The 14444-nt window shown below is 63.8% G+C and carries 12 protein-coding genes; 3 read left to right on the forward strand and 9 right to left on the reverse strand.

What is annotated here, in order from left to right; translation table 11 throughout:
- Positions 1–80: 80 nt before the first annotated feature.
- Positions 81–1214 (reverse strand): Ldh family oxidoreductase, encoded by a 1134-nt coding sequence (locus QGV55_RS09785; protein WP_281016998.1) that lies wholly within the window; start codon positions 1212–1214, stop codon positions 81–83.
- Between the two features lie 34 nt (positions 1215–1248).
- On the reverse strand, positions 1249–1938 hold the full coding sequence (locus QGV55_RS09790) for a hypothetical protein (RefSeq protein ID WP_281016997.1): 690 nt from the start codon (positions 1936–1938) through the stop codon (positions 1249–1251).
- 305 nt (positions 1939–2243) lie between these two features.
- On the opposite strand from QGV55_RS09790, the gene QGV55_RS09795 reads away from it, so the two are divergent.
- Complete coding sequence (locus QGV55_RS09795; RefSeq protein WP_281016996.1) at positions 2244–3356, forward strand: zinc-binding dehydrogenase; 1113 nt, start codon at positions 2244–2246, stop codon at positions 3354–3356.
- 143 nt (positions 3357–3499) lie between these two features.
- On the opposite strand, the gene QGV55_RS09800 is transcribed toward QGV55_RS09795, so the two are convergent.
- Entirely contained in the window at positions 3500–3937 is a 438-nt protein-coding gene (locus QGV55_RS09800) for a nucleoside deaminase (protein WP_348637705.1), read from the reverse strand.
- A 140-nt stretch (positions 3938–4077) separates the two neighbouring features.
- On the opposite strand from QGV55_RS09800, the gene dapE reads away from it, so the two are divergent.
- Entirely contained in the window at positions 4078–5229 is a 1152-nt protein-coding gene (dapE, locus tag QGV55_RS09805; RefSeq protein ID WP_281016994.1) for a succinyl-diaminopimelate desuccinylase, read from the forward strand.
- A 207-nt stretch (positions 5230–5436) separates the two neighbouring features.
- Here the strand turns inward: dapE and QGV55_RS09810 are convergent, their stop codons facing one another.
- The 3 genes from QGV55_RS09810 to QGV55_RS09820 form a co-directional block, all read right to left on the reverse strand.
- A complete protein-coding gene (locus QGV55_RS09810; protein WP_281016993.1) occupies positions 5437–6816 on the reverse strand; it encodes an aminotransferase in 1380 nt (459 codons plus the stop codon).
- A 74-nt stretch (positions 6817–6890) separates the two neighbouring features.
- Positions 6891–7649, reverse strand: a complete 759-nt coding sequence (locus QGV55_RS09815; protein ID WP_281016992.1) for a glucose 1-dehydrogenase — start codon at positions 7647–7649, stop codon at positions 6891–6893.
- Positions 7646–9004: an amidase family protein gene (locus QGV55_RS09820; protein WP_281016991.1), complete on the reverse strand. Its 1359-nt coding sequence runs from the start codon at positions 9002–9004 to the stop codon at positions 7646–7648. Before QGV55_RS09820 ends, QGV55_RS09815 begins: the two co-directional genes overlap by 4 nt.
- 121 nt (positions 9005–9125) lie before the next feature.
- Between QGV55_RS09820 and QGV55_RS09825 the strand changes: the two genes are divergently transcribed.
- Complete coding sequence (locus QGV55_RS09825) at positions 9126–9827, forward strand: SDR family NAD(P)-dependent oxidoreductase (RefSeq protein ID WP_281016990.1); 702 nt, start codon at positions 9126–9128, stop codon at positions 9825–9827.
- A gap of 51 nt (positions 9828–9878) precedes the next feature.
- Here the strand turns inward: QGV55_RS09825 and QGV55_RS09830 are convergent, their stop codons facing one another.
- The 3 genes from QGV55_RS09830 to QGV55_RS09840 form a co-directional block, all read right to left on the reverse strand.
- Positions 9879–11030 carry an ATP-binding protein gene (locus QGV55_RS09830; protein WP_281016989.1) on the reverse strand — a complete coding sequence of 384 codons (1152 nt, stop codon included), beginning with the start codon at positions 11028–11030 and terminating at the stop codon, positions 9879–9881.
- A 162-nt stretch (positions 11031–11192) separates the two neighbouring features.
- Complete coding sequence (locus QGV55_RS09835) at positions 11193–11624, reverse strand: response regulator (protein ID WP_281019874.1); 432 nt, start codon at positions 11622–11624, stop codon at positions 11193–11195.
- 57 nt (positions 11625–11681) lie between these two features.
- Positions 11682–14432: a PAS domain S-box protein gene (locus tag QGV55_RS09840; protein ID WP_281016988.1), complete on the reverse strand. Its 2751-nt coding sequence runs from the start codon at positions 14430–14432 to the stop codon at positions 11682–11684.
- Positions 14433–14444 lie beyond the last annotated feature (12 nt).

Consider the following 14444-nt stretch of genomic DNA (forward strand, 5'->3'; position numbering starts at 1 on the left):
CAACGACGCGCCCCCGCTCGGCTGACAGCGAACCGTCAGCGCCTCCGGGGCCGCGTCATCCCCCCTATCCCTGCCCCAATTCAGGCGATGTAGGCATCCGGGTCGAGGCCGGAAGTGCGCGCGGTCTCGACAATGTCGTCCCATGCCTGACGCGCCAGAGGCAGGCCGCTGGCGAGCCGTTCGGCCATCAGTCGCCGCTCCGGCTCGCCCGGAACCAGGACCTCCCCGCCGGGCTCGGTCGGCACGGCGGATTTCACGAAGGCCAGATAGTCCAGAACCTCCGCCGCGAAGCTGTCACCCATTTCGCGTGGCGCGCCGTCCATTGCCTTCAGGTCGATGTAGAACGACAGCATGCCATTGCAGAACCGGCGGCGTTCCGGTTCATCCAGCTTGCCCGCTGTCCCCGACCCGGTCAGCGCACCGGCCATGACCTCCATCATGAAATTCAGGCCAAAGCCCTTGTGATCGCCAAAGGCCCGCAATGCGCCCGGCCCCTGCGACGGATCGGGATAGATGCTGTCCCCGGTCTCGCCATAGAGCGGGCGCGGGTCCGAGGTGATGGTGCCGTCACTGTCCACCAGCGCACCCGGCGGCAGCGGCTTGCCCCCCTTCAGCGCCACGAGCGCCTTTCCCTCGGCAACCAGCGAGGTCGCGAAATCCAGCACGATATGATCGCTGCCCTCGATGGGTGCGCCAATGCAGAACGGGTTGGTGCTGCTGCGACGGCTGACACCGCCAAACGGCGCCACCAGCAGCGAGCCGCGCACGTTCACCATGTGCACCGAGACCAGCCCCGCGTCAGCCGCCCGCTCGGCCCAGTCGCCGATCCGGCCGATGTGACCGGAGTTGCGCAGCGCGACCATCGAGACACCCTGCGACCGCGCCTTCTCGATACCGATATCGACCGCCTGTTCGCCGATGGTCTGGCCGAAGCCATATTGCCCGTCGACGATGGCGATGCCCGGCTGGTCCGACAGGACGCGCAGCTTCTGGTTCGGCACCTGTATGCCTTCCCTGGCCCACTGCACGTAGCGCGGGATGCGGATCACGCCATGACTGTCATGGCCGCGAAGGTTCGCGCCCGCCAGTCTGGTGACGATGGTCCGGGCCTCGACAGGTTCACTGCCGGCGGCTTCGAAGATCGCTGCACCAAGCGCATGCATGACCTCCACCGGCACGAATACCCGGTCACCCTCTTCTCTGATCTTGCTCACACGGCCCTCCCCGGCTGTCCGATTCCCGTCACCGTCAGTCGATGCTCTCGACACGTCCGCTGGCATAAAGGTCTTCGATGTGTCCCGGCACGCCGAGCCCACCCGCAACCGCCGCCATCATCTCGTCTTCCTTGGCCCGGATGTCCACAAGCCGGGCGATGACCGCGTCGATCCTGCCGAAGGGCACCACGACGACACCGTCCACATCGCCGATCAGCAGGTCACCGGCATTGACCTGAACACCGCCCAGGTTGATGGGCATATTGACCGTACCGGGGCCGTTCTTCGCCGGTGAGTTGGGGGTCACCGCGGCGCAGAAACAGGGCAGTCCGACATCAAGGATGCCCGGTGTGTCCCGCACGGCACCATCGGTGACCAGCGCGACGGCACCCCGGTTCTTCGCCATGTGCAACACAAGATCACCAATGACCGCGGTCTCCAGGAACGCGTCCGTGGCCGCCACGATCACATCGTCCGGCCCCACCTGCGGCAGCGCGGCCAGGACCGCCAGATTGTCGGCAGGCCCGGCGTGGCAGGTCACGGCCACACCGCAGAAGCTGCTTGCATCCGGATCGACCGGCTTGATGGTGAACGACAGGGCGCCCCGGCCATCCATGGCATCGACCACAAAGCCCGTCGGCACCCCACGCAGCGCCTCGATCTGCGCATCGGTCGGACGCGGCGGGTTGCGCTTCAGCCGTATCAGCGGCGGGTCATCAATCATGCGTTTCTCTCTCCCTCAAACCTGCCGCCGGGGAGCTATGACCACCCGGCGATGAAAGCAATCTGTCGCTGCTCTGGATCCATCGTACGCGACAACTGCCGGGTGGAGAATGGCTGGTGGGCATGTCGTAGTGCGAATGAATTGATCCACACGAAATGATTGGTGGCTCGTTCACAATTGCAGCCTCGATTTTCAAAGATACTGCGGCCCAGCGACTCGCCCCAACGACATTCACACTTCCCGTGCCGGGGTCCGGACCCTAACTAGGGCTTCACACACCAGACACCACACAGGGAGAGACCGACATGAGCACGACCGGCAAGCAGCTTTTCACCACGCTGGAGAGCAATGGCACGCTCACGGTGGCGATCGAGGATGTGAGTTTTCCTGATCCGACGGGGAACAAGGTTCTGGTGAAGATGGAGGCGGCACCGATCAATCCGTCGGATCTCGCCATCCTGACCAGTGCGGCGGACCTGGAGAACGCGGAATATTCGCCCGGCAAGTTCGTCGCCACCATGCCAGAGCCGTTCAACACCGGATCGAAGGCCCGTCACGGGCTGAAGCTGCCCGCCGGCAATGAGGGCGCGGGGACGGTCGTTGCGGTGGGTGACAGCGATGCGGCGAAGGCGCTGATGGGGCAGCGGGTCGCCTGTGTTCCGGGCAATGCCTACAGCCAGTACTGCCTCGCCGATGCCGCCATGTGCCTGCCGCTCGGCGATCACACGTCGGAGGACGGGGCAAGCGCCTTCGTCAATCCGATGACCGCGCTGGGCTTCGTCGAGAATGCGAAGATGGACAGGCAGAACGCGATGCTGCACACGGTTGGCGCCTCCAACCTGGGTCTGATGCTGACCCGCATCTGCCAGGAAGACGGCCTGGGGCTTGTCAATATCGTGCGCAAGGACGACCAGGTCGCGTTGCTGAAGAAGCTCGGGTCCACACATGTCGTCAATTCCTCGGATGACGATTTCACGCAGCAGTTGCGGTCTGCCATCGACGAGACAGACGCCTTCTACGGCTTCGATCCCATCGGCGGCGGGAAGATGGTCGACACGGTCTTCAAGGCGATGGAACAGGTCGCCGTCGGCAAGATGAAGGAATACTCGCGCTACGGCTCCAACCAGCAGAAGCGCATGTTCATCTATGGCCGCTTGAATGTCGGTCAGACGACACTGTCACCGAGCTACGGCTTCGGCTGGACCCTGTCCGGCTGGCTGCTGTTCCCGTTCCTGCAGATGGCCGGAATGGAGACCATGGGCCGGATGCGCCAGCGCGTGCTCGACACCCTGACCACCACCTTTGCCAGCAGCTACAAGAGGAAGGTCAATCTCGAGGAAATGCTGACCAAGGAAGCGGTGACCGACTATCGCACGATGAAGACGGGCGAGAAGTACCTCGTCACGCCCTGGAGCTGAGGGCGCACTGAACTGCCCCTGATACGATTCATCAGGTGATGGACCGCACCGGCCCGCTCCCCCACCCGGCCACCCATAAGGATACTCCCGTGGGTGGCCGGGTGGGGGAGCGGGCCGGTGCCGCGATCAGACAGGCGAACGCCCTACACCCGCTTCTGCTGGAAGAAGCGGCGCAGCAGTTCGGCCGAGCGGTCGGCATCGATGCCGGGGTAGATCTCCGGCGCATGGTGGCAGGTGGGCTGCTGGAAGAAGCGGACGCCGCTTTCCACCGCGCCGCCCTTCGGATCGCTGGCACCGTAATAGAGGCGGCGGATGCGGGCGTGGCTGATGGCGGCGGCGCACATGGTGCAGGGTTCCAGGGTGACGTAGAGGTCGCAGTTGGTCAGGCGCGGTGTGCCCATGGCCATGCCGGCCTGCCTCAGGGCCAGGATCTCCGCATGGCCACAGGGGTCGTGGCGGGAGTTGGTCATGTTGCCGCTGCGCGCGATGATGCGCTGCGTCGGTGCATGCACCACGACACAGCCCACCGGCACTTCACTGCGGTTCAGCGCCCCGCCCGCCGCATCAAGCGCCTGGGACATGGGACTCGGTTTCTCGAAATCCATCATCAGACTATTCCAGCAAACTCCTAACCAATTGCTGACAGCTTGCCCCCGTCCGCAGGGAGTGCCAAGACTGAGGCCGAGCATATCTGTACAGCCCCTTCTGCCGAGGCCCCGCCATGAACCAGGTCACCCCCGTCCCGACTGCCCTCGATCTCGCCCGCGACCTGATCCGCTGTTCCTCCGTGACGCCGGAGGATGCCGGAGTGCTGGCGGTGCTGGAACGGGCACTGACGGCACTGGGGTTCACCTGCCACCGCATGACCTTCTCCGACGTGGACACGCCGGATGTGGAGAACCTCTACGCCCGCATCGGCACGGGCAAGCCGACCTTCTGCTTCGCCGGACATGTGGACGTGGTGCCGGTGGGCGACAACGCGGCCTGGACCCGCGACCCGTTCGGGGCGGAGATCGTTGACGGGCAGCTCTTCGGGCGCGGCGCCACGGACATGAAGAGCGCCATCGCCTGCATGGTGGAGGCCTCCGCGCGGGTGATCGGTGACGGGCTGGACGGCTCCATTGCCTTCCTGATCACCGGTGACGAGGAAGGCCCGGCAATCAACGGCACGGTGAAGGTGCTGGACTGGATGAAACAGCAGGGGGAAACCATCGACGCCTGCCTGGTGGGGGAGCCGACGAACCCGAACACACTGGGCGAGATGGCGAAGATCGGGCGGCGCGGATCCTTCTCCGGCCATCTGGTGGTCTCCGGCACACAGGGCCACGTCGCCTATCCGCACCTGGCCGACAATCCCGTGCCCCGGCTGGTGGCTATGCTGGACCGCATCGCCAAGCTGGAACTGGATGAGGGCAACGAACATTTCCAGCCCTCCAATCTGGAGATCACCACCGTCGATGTGGCCAACACAGCCTCCAACGTCATTCCCGCCCGTGGGGAGGCGCGGTTCAACGTCCGCTACAACACGCTGCAGGACGCGGCGGGGCTGGAACGGATGGTGCGCGACGCCTGCGACGCGGTCGGCGGACCGTACAGCCTGACCGTGCGCAATTCAGGCGACCCGTTCCTGACCGCGCCTGGACCGCTGACCGAGATCCTCTCCGGTGCCATCCAGGCCGAACTGGGGGTCACGCCGGACCTGTCCACCACCGGCGGCACCTCTGACGCCCGCTTCATCAAGGATGCCTGCCCGGTGGTCGAATTCGGCCTGGTCAGCCAGACCATGCACAAGGTCGACGAGCGTGCCGGGATCGACGACATCGCCCATCTGACCAACATCTACGAGCGGGTGCTGCGCGGCTTCTTCGGCTGAGACAGCGCGGCGTCCATCCGTGTTTCAGCGGCACCCTGGGTGCCCGGATCAAGTCCGGGCACGGCGTGGTTGGGGGTGGGGCTGTCGGTTTACCCTCTCCACCTCCCACGATGCTCGCGGACCTGATCCGCGAGCCCAGTCTCCGACGCCTGCGCGGCACTCCTGGGTGCCCGGATCAAGTCCGGGCACGGTGTGGTTGGGGGCGGATCAGCCCTCCCCCAGTACCTCGACGACCGATTCCTTCAGGGCACCGATCACCTGATCGCATTCGGCGGCGGTGATGCAGAACGGCGGCGAGATGCCGATGATGTCGCTCTCCGGCATGGCGCGGGAAATGACGCCGCGGCGCATCAGGGCCTGGTGCACCTTCACGCCGATGGTATCCGCAGCATCGAAGAAGGTCGGGCCGTGATAGCGGTCCTTGACCAGTTCGACACCCAGCAGCAGCCCCTCCCCGCGAATGTCACCGACGTGGCCATGCTCGCCGAGCGCATCGATCAGGCCCTGCTTCAGGTAGGCACCCATTTCCGCGGCATTGGTGATCAGGTCCAGTTCGTCCAGCAGCTTCAGGTTGGCGACTCCGGCGGCGGCACCGATGGGGTGCGCGGCATAGGTCCAGCCGTGGCCGAAGGCACCGAACCTGTCGGTACCGTCGGCAAGTCCCTGCCAGACCTGCTCCGAAACGATGGAGCCGGACAGGGGCGCGTAGGCAGACGTCAGCCCCTTGGCGATGGTGATGATGTCGGGCTGCATGCCGAAATGCTCGGATCCGAACATGGTCCCCAAGCGCCCGAACCCGGTCACGACCTCGTCCGCGATCAGCAGGATGTCGTAGCGTTTCAGAACCGTCTGGATCGCCTCCCAGTACCCCTCCGGCGGCGGCACCATGCCACCGGTCGCCAGCGCCGGTTCGCCGATGAAGGCGGCCACTGTTTCAGGCCCCTCCGCCAGGATCATTTCCTCCAGCTTCGCGGCGCAGTGATTGCTGAATTCCTGCTCCGTCATGCCGCGATCCTCACGGCGGTAGTAGTAGGGAGCCTCGGTATGTTTCACCGCGTCGAAGGGCAGGTCGAACTGGCGGTGGAACAGGTGCAGGCCGGTCAGCGAGCCGGTCATCAGGCCGGAACCGTGATAGCCGCGCCAGCGGGAGATGATCTTCTTCTTCTCCGGTCGCCCGAGTGCGTTGTTGTAGTACCAGACCAGCTTGATGTTGGTCTCGTTGGCGTCCGAACCGCCCAGACCGAAGAACACCCGGCTCATGTTGGCGGGCGCGCGGTCGATGACCATCCGCGCCAGGGTGATCGAGGCCTCCGTGCCGTGGCCGGCATAGGCGTGGTAGTACGCAAGTTCCTTCGCCTGCGCGGCGATGGCGTCCGCGACCTCCGTGTGGCCATAGCCGATGTTGACGCAATAGAGCCCGGCGAATGCGTCCAGCAACGTGTTGCCGTTGCGATCGGTGATGTTGACGCCCTTCGCCCCCGTCACGATGCGGTTCGGAATGTCGCCGCGCGCGAACTGGGCCAGATGTGTGGACGGATGGAAGAATGTCTCCCGGTCCCAGGCGTCGAGATGGTCGTTCTTCAGCATGGTGCCCCCAATGGGTCAGGTGAATTTCGGTGCGGCAGTGCCAGTAACGGTGACTGTAACGTTGACAATGACCGTCAGCGCGAACCGCCGTCGATGCGGATGATGGCCGCAGTGGTGTATCCCGCATGGTCGGAGGCGAGATAGAGCGCCGCAGAGACCACTTCCTCCGGCTGGCCACCGCGTTCCAGCGCGATGGACGTCCGCGCCCGTTCCTCGAACGCCTTCATGTCCCAGGCGTTGGAAATGTCGGTCAGGAACGGCCCCGGCATGATGCAGTTGACCCGCACGGTCGGCCCCAGCGCGTCGGCAAAGGCCTCCGTCATCGCGTTCAGCCCGGCCTTGGCGGCGGAATAGGTGATGACGTTGGCGCGGGGCCTGACGGCGGCACCGCTGGAGACATTGATGATCGAACCACCACCGTCGGCGATCATCCGCTCCCCGATGGCCGCAGAGAGCCGGAACGGCCCCTTCAGGTTGACGTCCAGCACCTTGTCGTAGAGCGCCTCCGAAATGTCGACCGGTCGGTCATACAGCGGTGACATGCCGGCATTGTTGATCAGCACGTCGATGCGGCCATGGGCGGCGTAGGCTGCCTCCACCAGGGCATCGCACTGCTCCCAGTGTCCGACGTGGCAGGCATGCGCGGAACATTCGACACCCAGCGCCCGCACCTCCTCCGCCGTCTTCTCGCAGGATTCAATCTTCCGCCCGGCAATGGCGACATTGGCCCCTGCGGCGGCGAAGCCCAGCGCCATGGCACGGCCCAGTCCCCGGCTGCCGCCGGTGATCAGGACCGTCTTGCCGGTCATGTCTATGATGTGATGTGCGGTCATGCCAGTACCCCCTCGATAGCTGCCCCGGTGCGCAGGACCCGCCCCTCGCCGAACGGATGGCCGATCACGGCCAGCCCGACCGGCATGCCATCGCTGAATCCACAGGGCAGGCTGAGGCCGCACAGGCCCAGATAGTTGATCCGCCGGGTCGCGATGGAACTCAGCAGTGCCTGACGCCCGTGGGCAACCGTGTCATTCTCCACCAGCGCAATCGGCGGCGCGACGACCGGCACCGAATGCATCAGCACGGCATCGAACCCGGCGGTCGCCGTGACATAGGCCCGTTGCAGGTCCATGAAGCGGCGACGCATGGTTTCCGCATCCACGGCACTGCCCTTGCGCCCTTCCCTGATGCGCTCCAGAATCGGCGGATAGAGTGCGCCGGGATTGGCATCGATGGCCTCGTGCCACAGTGCCCAGCCCTCCAGCGTTACCGGATTGCCATGCAGGCTGACCATCTCGTCAACGGCATCGAAGGCATCCAGCCGACGGGTCACGACCTCGGCACCGGCTTCACGACAGCGCTCGACCGCCGCTTCCACGGCGGCCTTCACACCGGGCTGCACGACATCGTCATCATGTCCGATGGCGTGCAGCAGGCGCATGCCCTTCAGGGATACGCCATTCAGGTCGGCCGGGCGGGTTGCCGAAAGGATCGCGCTGATGTGGTTGGCATCGGCCACGTCCTGCGTCAGGGGACCAAGTGAATCCAGCGATGGTGCCAGCAGCATCACCCCTTCCAGCGGGATCAGGCCCCAGGTCGTCTTCAGGCCGACAATGCCGTTGAACGCCGCCGGAATGCGCACGGAGCCGCCGGTGTCGGAGCCGATGCCCGCAGGGGCCAGCCCGAGAGCCACCGACACCCCTGCCCCGGCTGAACTGCCCCCCGGCACACGCGGGTCGCCGGCCGGGCTGTGGGCATTGGCCGGGGTGCCGGTCCAGGGATTCACTCCCAGACCCGAATAGGCCAGGTCCGGCAGGTTGGTCTTGCCCAGACAGATCATGCCGGCAGCCGTCGCCCGCTGCAGCGCCAGCGCGTCCCGGTCCGGCAGCCGCCCCTGATAGAGCCGACAGGCCCCCTCCGTCGGGAAACCACCGGTATCCACCAGGTCCTTCCAGGAGATCGGGACCCCGTCCAGGGGCGAACGCAGCGTGCCGTCGCGATGACGCTGTCGCGCCGCCATGGCCTCCGCCAATGCCCGCTCCCGCGTCGTGCGGACATAGATCCTGTGATCCCTGTCGACGGCATCGATGCGCGTCAGGAAATGTTCGGTGACGACAACAGGATCGAGTTCCCCCGACCGTATGCCTGCGCCCAGTTCCAGGGCGCTCTTCTCATGTATCTGCTTGCTCATGATCCACACGGTACGGACTGGCGGGCACGATGCAACCGACAGGATCAGATTCCTGCCTTGCCAATACGGATCCCGGCGTCATCTCAAGTGGATGAGACACATTCCCCAGGGAGGAAACAGCATGAAGATCAGGCGCGCACTCATCGTCGGTGCCGGACCGGGTATCAGCACCAGTTTCGCCAGGAAGCTGGCCGCACGGGGCGTGAAACTCGCGCTGGCCAGCCGTTCGGTCGACAAGCTGTCGGAGATCGCTGCGGAAACCGGTGCGATCACGATTCCCTGCGATGCAAGTCAGGCCGGGTCCGTCGAGGCGGCCTTCGCGACCGTGGACAGTGAACTGGGTGGCGTGGACCTGGTGCTGTTCAACGCCAGCATGGCGTCGCGCGGTCCCCTGCTGGAGCAGGACCCGGCGCAGGTGGAACAGGCGCTGCGCATCACCTGTTTCGGCGGCTTTCTGGTTGCGCAGGCGGCGGTTCGGCGCATGGCGGAGCAAGGCCACGGCAAACTGTTCTTCACCGGCGCGTCGGCAAGTGTGAAGGGCTATCCCCGTTCCGCGCCCTTCGCCATGGGCAAGTTCGGCCTGCGCGGTCTGGCGCAGTCAGTGGCGCGGGAGTTCGGCCCTGCCGGCATCCATGTCGCGCATTTCGTCATAGACGGCGGTGTCCGCTCCGACACCCGCCCCGGCCGCCAGGACACGGCCGAGAATCCGGACGCCCTGCTGGACCCGGATGCGATCGCGGACACCTACATCGCCACGATGGACCAGCCGCGCAATGCATGGTCTCTGGAAGTGGAACTGAGGCCCTGGGTGGAAAAGTTCTGAGCGGCTGAAGCGGCCGCAGTTCGCTGCGCCGCCGTCATCCGACGGAACGGTCTATGTGCGCACGCGCCTGGCCGGAAGCAGGATGGAGACAGCTGTTCCGCGATTCACTGCGCTTTCCAGCCGAAGCTCCCCGTCATGAGCCTCGACCATGGCCTTGACGATGGCCAGGCCCAGGCCGGTTCCCGGTTCAGCCACGTAGAGTTCCTGACCGGCCTGCCCGAACGGTTCCAGTGCGGTCGCCAGCTTTTCTTCCGGGATGCCGATACCGTTGTCCGACACACTGAGTGTCGGCATCGGTGCATTCAGATTCAGATTGATGATGATGCGGCCGCCATCGGGCGTGAACTTGATGGAATTGGACAGCAGGTTCAGCAGGATCTGCTTGAACGCGCGACGGTCCACGATCATGAGGCTGGTGTCGTTGATTTCCACCGCGACGTTCAGTCTGGCTGATCGGATCTGCTCGCGGACGATCTGGACGCACTCGTCGGCCAGTTCGCGGATGTTCACCGGCTCGGGGTGATATTCCATCTGACCGGCTTCGACCTTCGACAGGTCGAGAATGTCATTGATCAGCGTCAGGAGGTGCTGACCGCTGTGGTAGATGTCGGACACATAGGGAACATATCTGTCGTTGCCTACCGGCCCCATGATCTCGTCGCGCATCAGCTCCGAAAAGCCGATGATCGCATTCAGCGGCGTCCGCAATTCATGACTCATGTGAGCCAGGAACTGGCTCTTCGCGGCATTGGCGTGTTCCGCCTGCTCCTTCGCTGCGCGCATCGCCATTTCGCTGCGACGCAGGCGCTGTTCGGTGATGAACTGCGCATAGGCATATCGGATCGAACGCTCCAGCACGCGCGACGACAGATCCTTCTTGTCGATGTAATCGACCGCACCCGCTTCCAGCGCCGTCAGATCGATCGTCGGATCCACGCTGCCTGTCAGAAGGATCAGAGGCACCTGCGCATCACTGGCCCGGATGCTGCGGATCAGGTCCAGGCCGGAAATGTCATTGATATGGTAGTCGATCAGGGCAATGTCGTGATCGCCCTTGCGAACCGCTTCCACTGCCTCCTCGACCGAATCCGTGTGGGAAACCCTATAGCGGCGACTCGATGCCTTCAGCAGTCGCTCCACAAGCACGTAGTCCTCATAGTCGTCATCAACCATCAGCACCCTGACAGGACGTTCCTTCTTCACGTCACGGTCCTGAGGCAGCCTGACAACATTGCTCGTGTAGGACGGCAAGTGAACCACTCCGATTCTTTGTCTTCGAGTGCCTGTTATTTCACATCAGAAGTAAACAGCATGTAAACCGGATCACACTCAGTCGATGCTCCTGGCCGCAGGTCGGTGCAGCAGTCAGGCTGCCGGCAAGACACAGGTTGTTGACCAGTAACAGTCCATGTTCCGGATCACCCGCACCAGATCGTCGAAGGATCGAGGCTTGGTGATGTATGAGTTTGCACCCAGATCATAGCAACTCAAGACGTCGCTGCGCGCCTGCGATGTCGTCATCACGATGGACGGAATGTGCCGGAAGTCCTCGTTCTTCTGCAACCGGGCGAGAAGATTTCGCCCATCCATCCCCGGCATGTTCAGGTCAAGAACGAGAAGGTCGACATTGGCGGCCATGCCCTGACCCTGGAACCGCCCCTGTCCATTGAGCAGATCAAGCATCTCCTGCCCGTCATCGACAAAAGTCGGCTCAAGGTCAGCTCCGGATTTCAGGATGGCACGTTCCAGAAGAATCCGGTCAACCGGATCGTCTTCGGCCCATATGACTCTCGGCATGGCTGGTGTTCCTTCTTGGCAGCTTATGGTGCCATGGCGGTGGGCCCTGCGCAAACGTCATGCATCGGGATCGAGCCCCCGAATCCGGGTCCCGGAATCATCCGATTCCGATGGGATTAACAGCTTCAGCACGAAATGCGCCCCGGCCGACTCACTGGCAGCAGTTCCGCTGTCCAGCCAGACCGTTCCACCAAGGCCGGCCACAAGCTTGCGGACGATGGCCAGCCCCATACCCGTACCCTTGATGCCGGCATTTCCCGCCAGTCGCTTGAAGGGTTCGAAGATGATCTCGGAGTGGGCAGCATCAATGCCGGATCCATTGTCCACAACACTGACACACACGTGATCCCGGGACGTCGCCCCTGCCTGCACGTGGATTTCCAGCGGCCGTTCCGGATCGCGGTACTTGATGGAATTGCCAATCAGGTTCTGAAAGACCCTGACCAGATCACCATGCCGCCCCCGCACCATCGGAAGATCTCCGACAGTCAGCCTGGCATCCGACTCGGTAATGGGGACGAGCAGATTGTCCACTGCTTCGGACACGGCTTCGTTCAGATCAATGTCAATCAGGGCTTCGTCGGAGCGACCTGCCCTCGAGAACTGGAGCAGGTCATCGATCAGGCCTTCCATCCGATCGGCACCATCGGTCATGTACCCAAGGAACGTCCTCGCCTCGTCCGGCAGGGAATCCGCATAGTCTGCGGTCAGTATCTCGCCAAAGGACTGGATCTTCCGCAGCGGCTCCCGCAGGTCGTGGCTCGCAATGAAGGCGAACTGTTCCAGGTCCCTGTTCGACCTGGCCAGTTCGGCTTCGCGCTGTTTCAGTTCGCTGACGTCCTGACGGATGCTGATGAAGCCCCCATCGTCCATGGGATAGTCACGACCGACGAGCCAGACACCGCCGGGGAGCGAGAGCAGAAACGGTACATCTTCTCCCCGACGCTGCTGACGCCGCATCTCGATCCAGGCATCGACGTCCGTTTCGCCTTCCGGCAAATTGAGGGTACCCGCGTCCAGGTTCGCCCGAATGATCATTTCCCAGGACATGCCCGGGCGCAGGTTCGGAACTGCTGACACAAGCCGGGCGTATTTCCCGTTGAAGTGAACCAGTCGCTCGTCTGAGTCGAAAATGGCGATCGCATCCGTGATGGCCCTGATCGCGTCGGCAAGCTGGCGCTGACTCTCGAGGCTCCTGGCCTCCGCGCTGCGAATTTCCGTGAGATCACGCAAGGAGCCGGCGGTTCCCGCGAACACGCCGTCCTGATCGAAGATCGGGTTGATCGATACTTCCACCTGGCGCTCGGTACCGTCCCTGGACGTGCGCATGCTCCGCAGGTTGCGGAACTTCTCGCCGCGCCTGAGCCGTCTGAGCCGTTCATCCCTGACAGCCACCGGGTCACCACTCGGCAGCTCCCGCACGTACATCTGGCGTGCCTCGTCGGCGGCAATGCCGTAGATCGCCTCCGCCGCCCGGTTCCAGATCGTGATCCGGCCGTCCGCATCCGTGCCGATCACGCCCTCCGCCGCGGCATCCAGAAATGCCTCGAGTTCTCTCGTCCGGTTCTCCGCACGGCGACGCAGTTCCAGTTGCTCGCTGACATCACGGAGCATGACCGCCGCCCCCGCGAACGATCCGTCGTTCAGGATCGGAACCCCGTCAAGTTCGGCAATGATAGGCCGACCATCGTTCGTGTGGCGGCGGAACGGCATGCCGTGAATATGCTCCCCAGCGGCCAGGCGAGCGTTGATTGCGGCGTTCTCTTCCCTGTACTCCGCACGGCCCAACTGGTGATTTCTGGCAAACTCTTCTTCCGTCATCCCCAGAATCTCGAGAAGTCTCGCGTTCCACAGAATGAAGTTGCCCTGCAAGTCAGCCAGCAGAACCCCGTCAGGCGCATTCTCGATGATCGTCCGGTAGAGTCGGAGATCGAATTCGGCGCGTCGCCGTTCCTCCATCAGTACGGCAACCAGTTGACCGATACCGATCGTGAAGATCAGCAGGACCTGTATTTCCCTGATCGCGGTTCCGATGTCTCCGTCAACCGACAGGTAGATCGGACCAATGGCATTCACCGTGGTCCAGGCGGCACCCACCGCGACCACGGTACCCGCCGCACCGACCGCAGCGATACCGACCCGGGACGCCAGCAGGATCATCAGAGGTGGCATCAGGAACAGCAGCAGTTCCGATTCCGCAAGGATCGCAGCCAGGCCGACGCCGACCAGACCAGCGAGACAGAGTCCGAAATACCGAAGGTGAGCCGCCAGGCGCTTCCCCGCATCCAGTGAGATCAGGGCTGGGGCAAGAATGAAGTTTCCGACGGCATCGGAGAGAATCCAGTGCTCCAGCACGTCCGTGAATGGCGCGCCGTAGGCAAGATGGATCACAAGCGCACCGATTACGCCCCCGACGGTCGGGCCGACAAGGATCACGACAAGAGCAAACTTCAGGATGCCCAGGCCATCTTCGATCTCGCGGGCCTGCCAGCCGATCAGCCCCAGGCCGATGATGACCGCCAGCACGCCTGCCATGTTGGCGACCGTCAGACCCAGCGCCACCGGAAACGGGTCGCCATGGATCAGGTTCGCGACAAGTATAGCGACACCGGAAACGATGAGCACCAGCACCTGTCGCCACTGATCCTGCCAGCGCAGCATCAATCCGATTGTCACGCCGGAGGCAAGCCAGACAGAGGCCACATTCCCCGCACTGCGGGTCAGTTCGATACCCAGCAGCGCCGCAAGAAAAATGGCAACTGCCGATATCAACAGCGCCCGCCAGACCGGCGGAACGGCGACTCTCATGTCAGTTTCAGA

Source organism: Minwuia sp. IMCC3009 (assembly GCF_029909415.1).
Lineage (GTDB): Bacteria > Pseudomonadota > Alphaproteobacteria > Minwuiales > Minwuiaceae > Minwuia.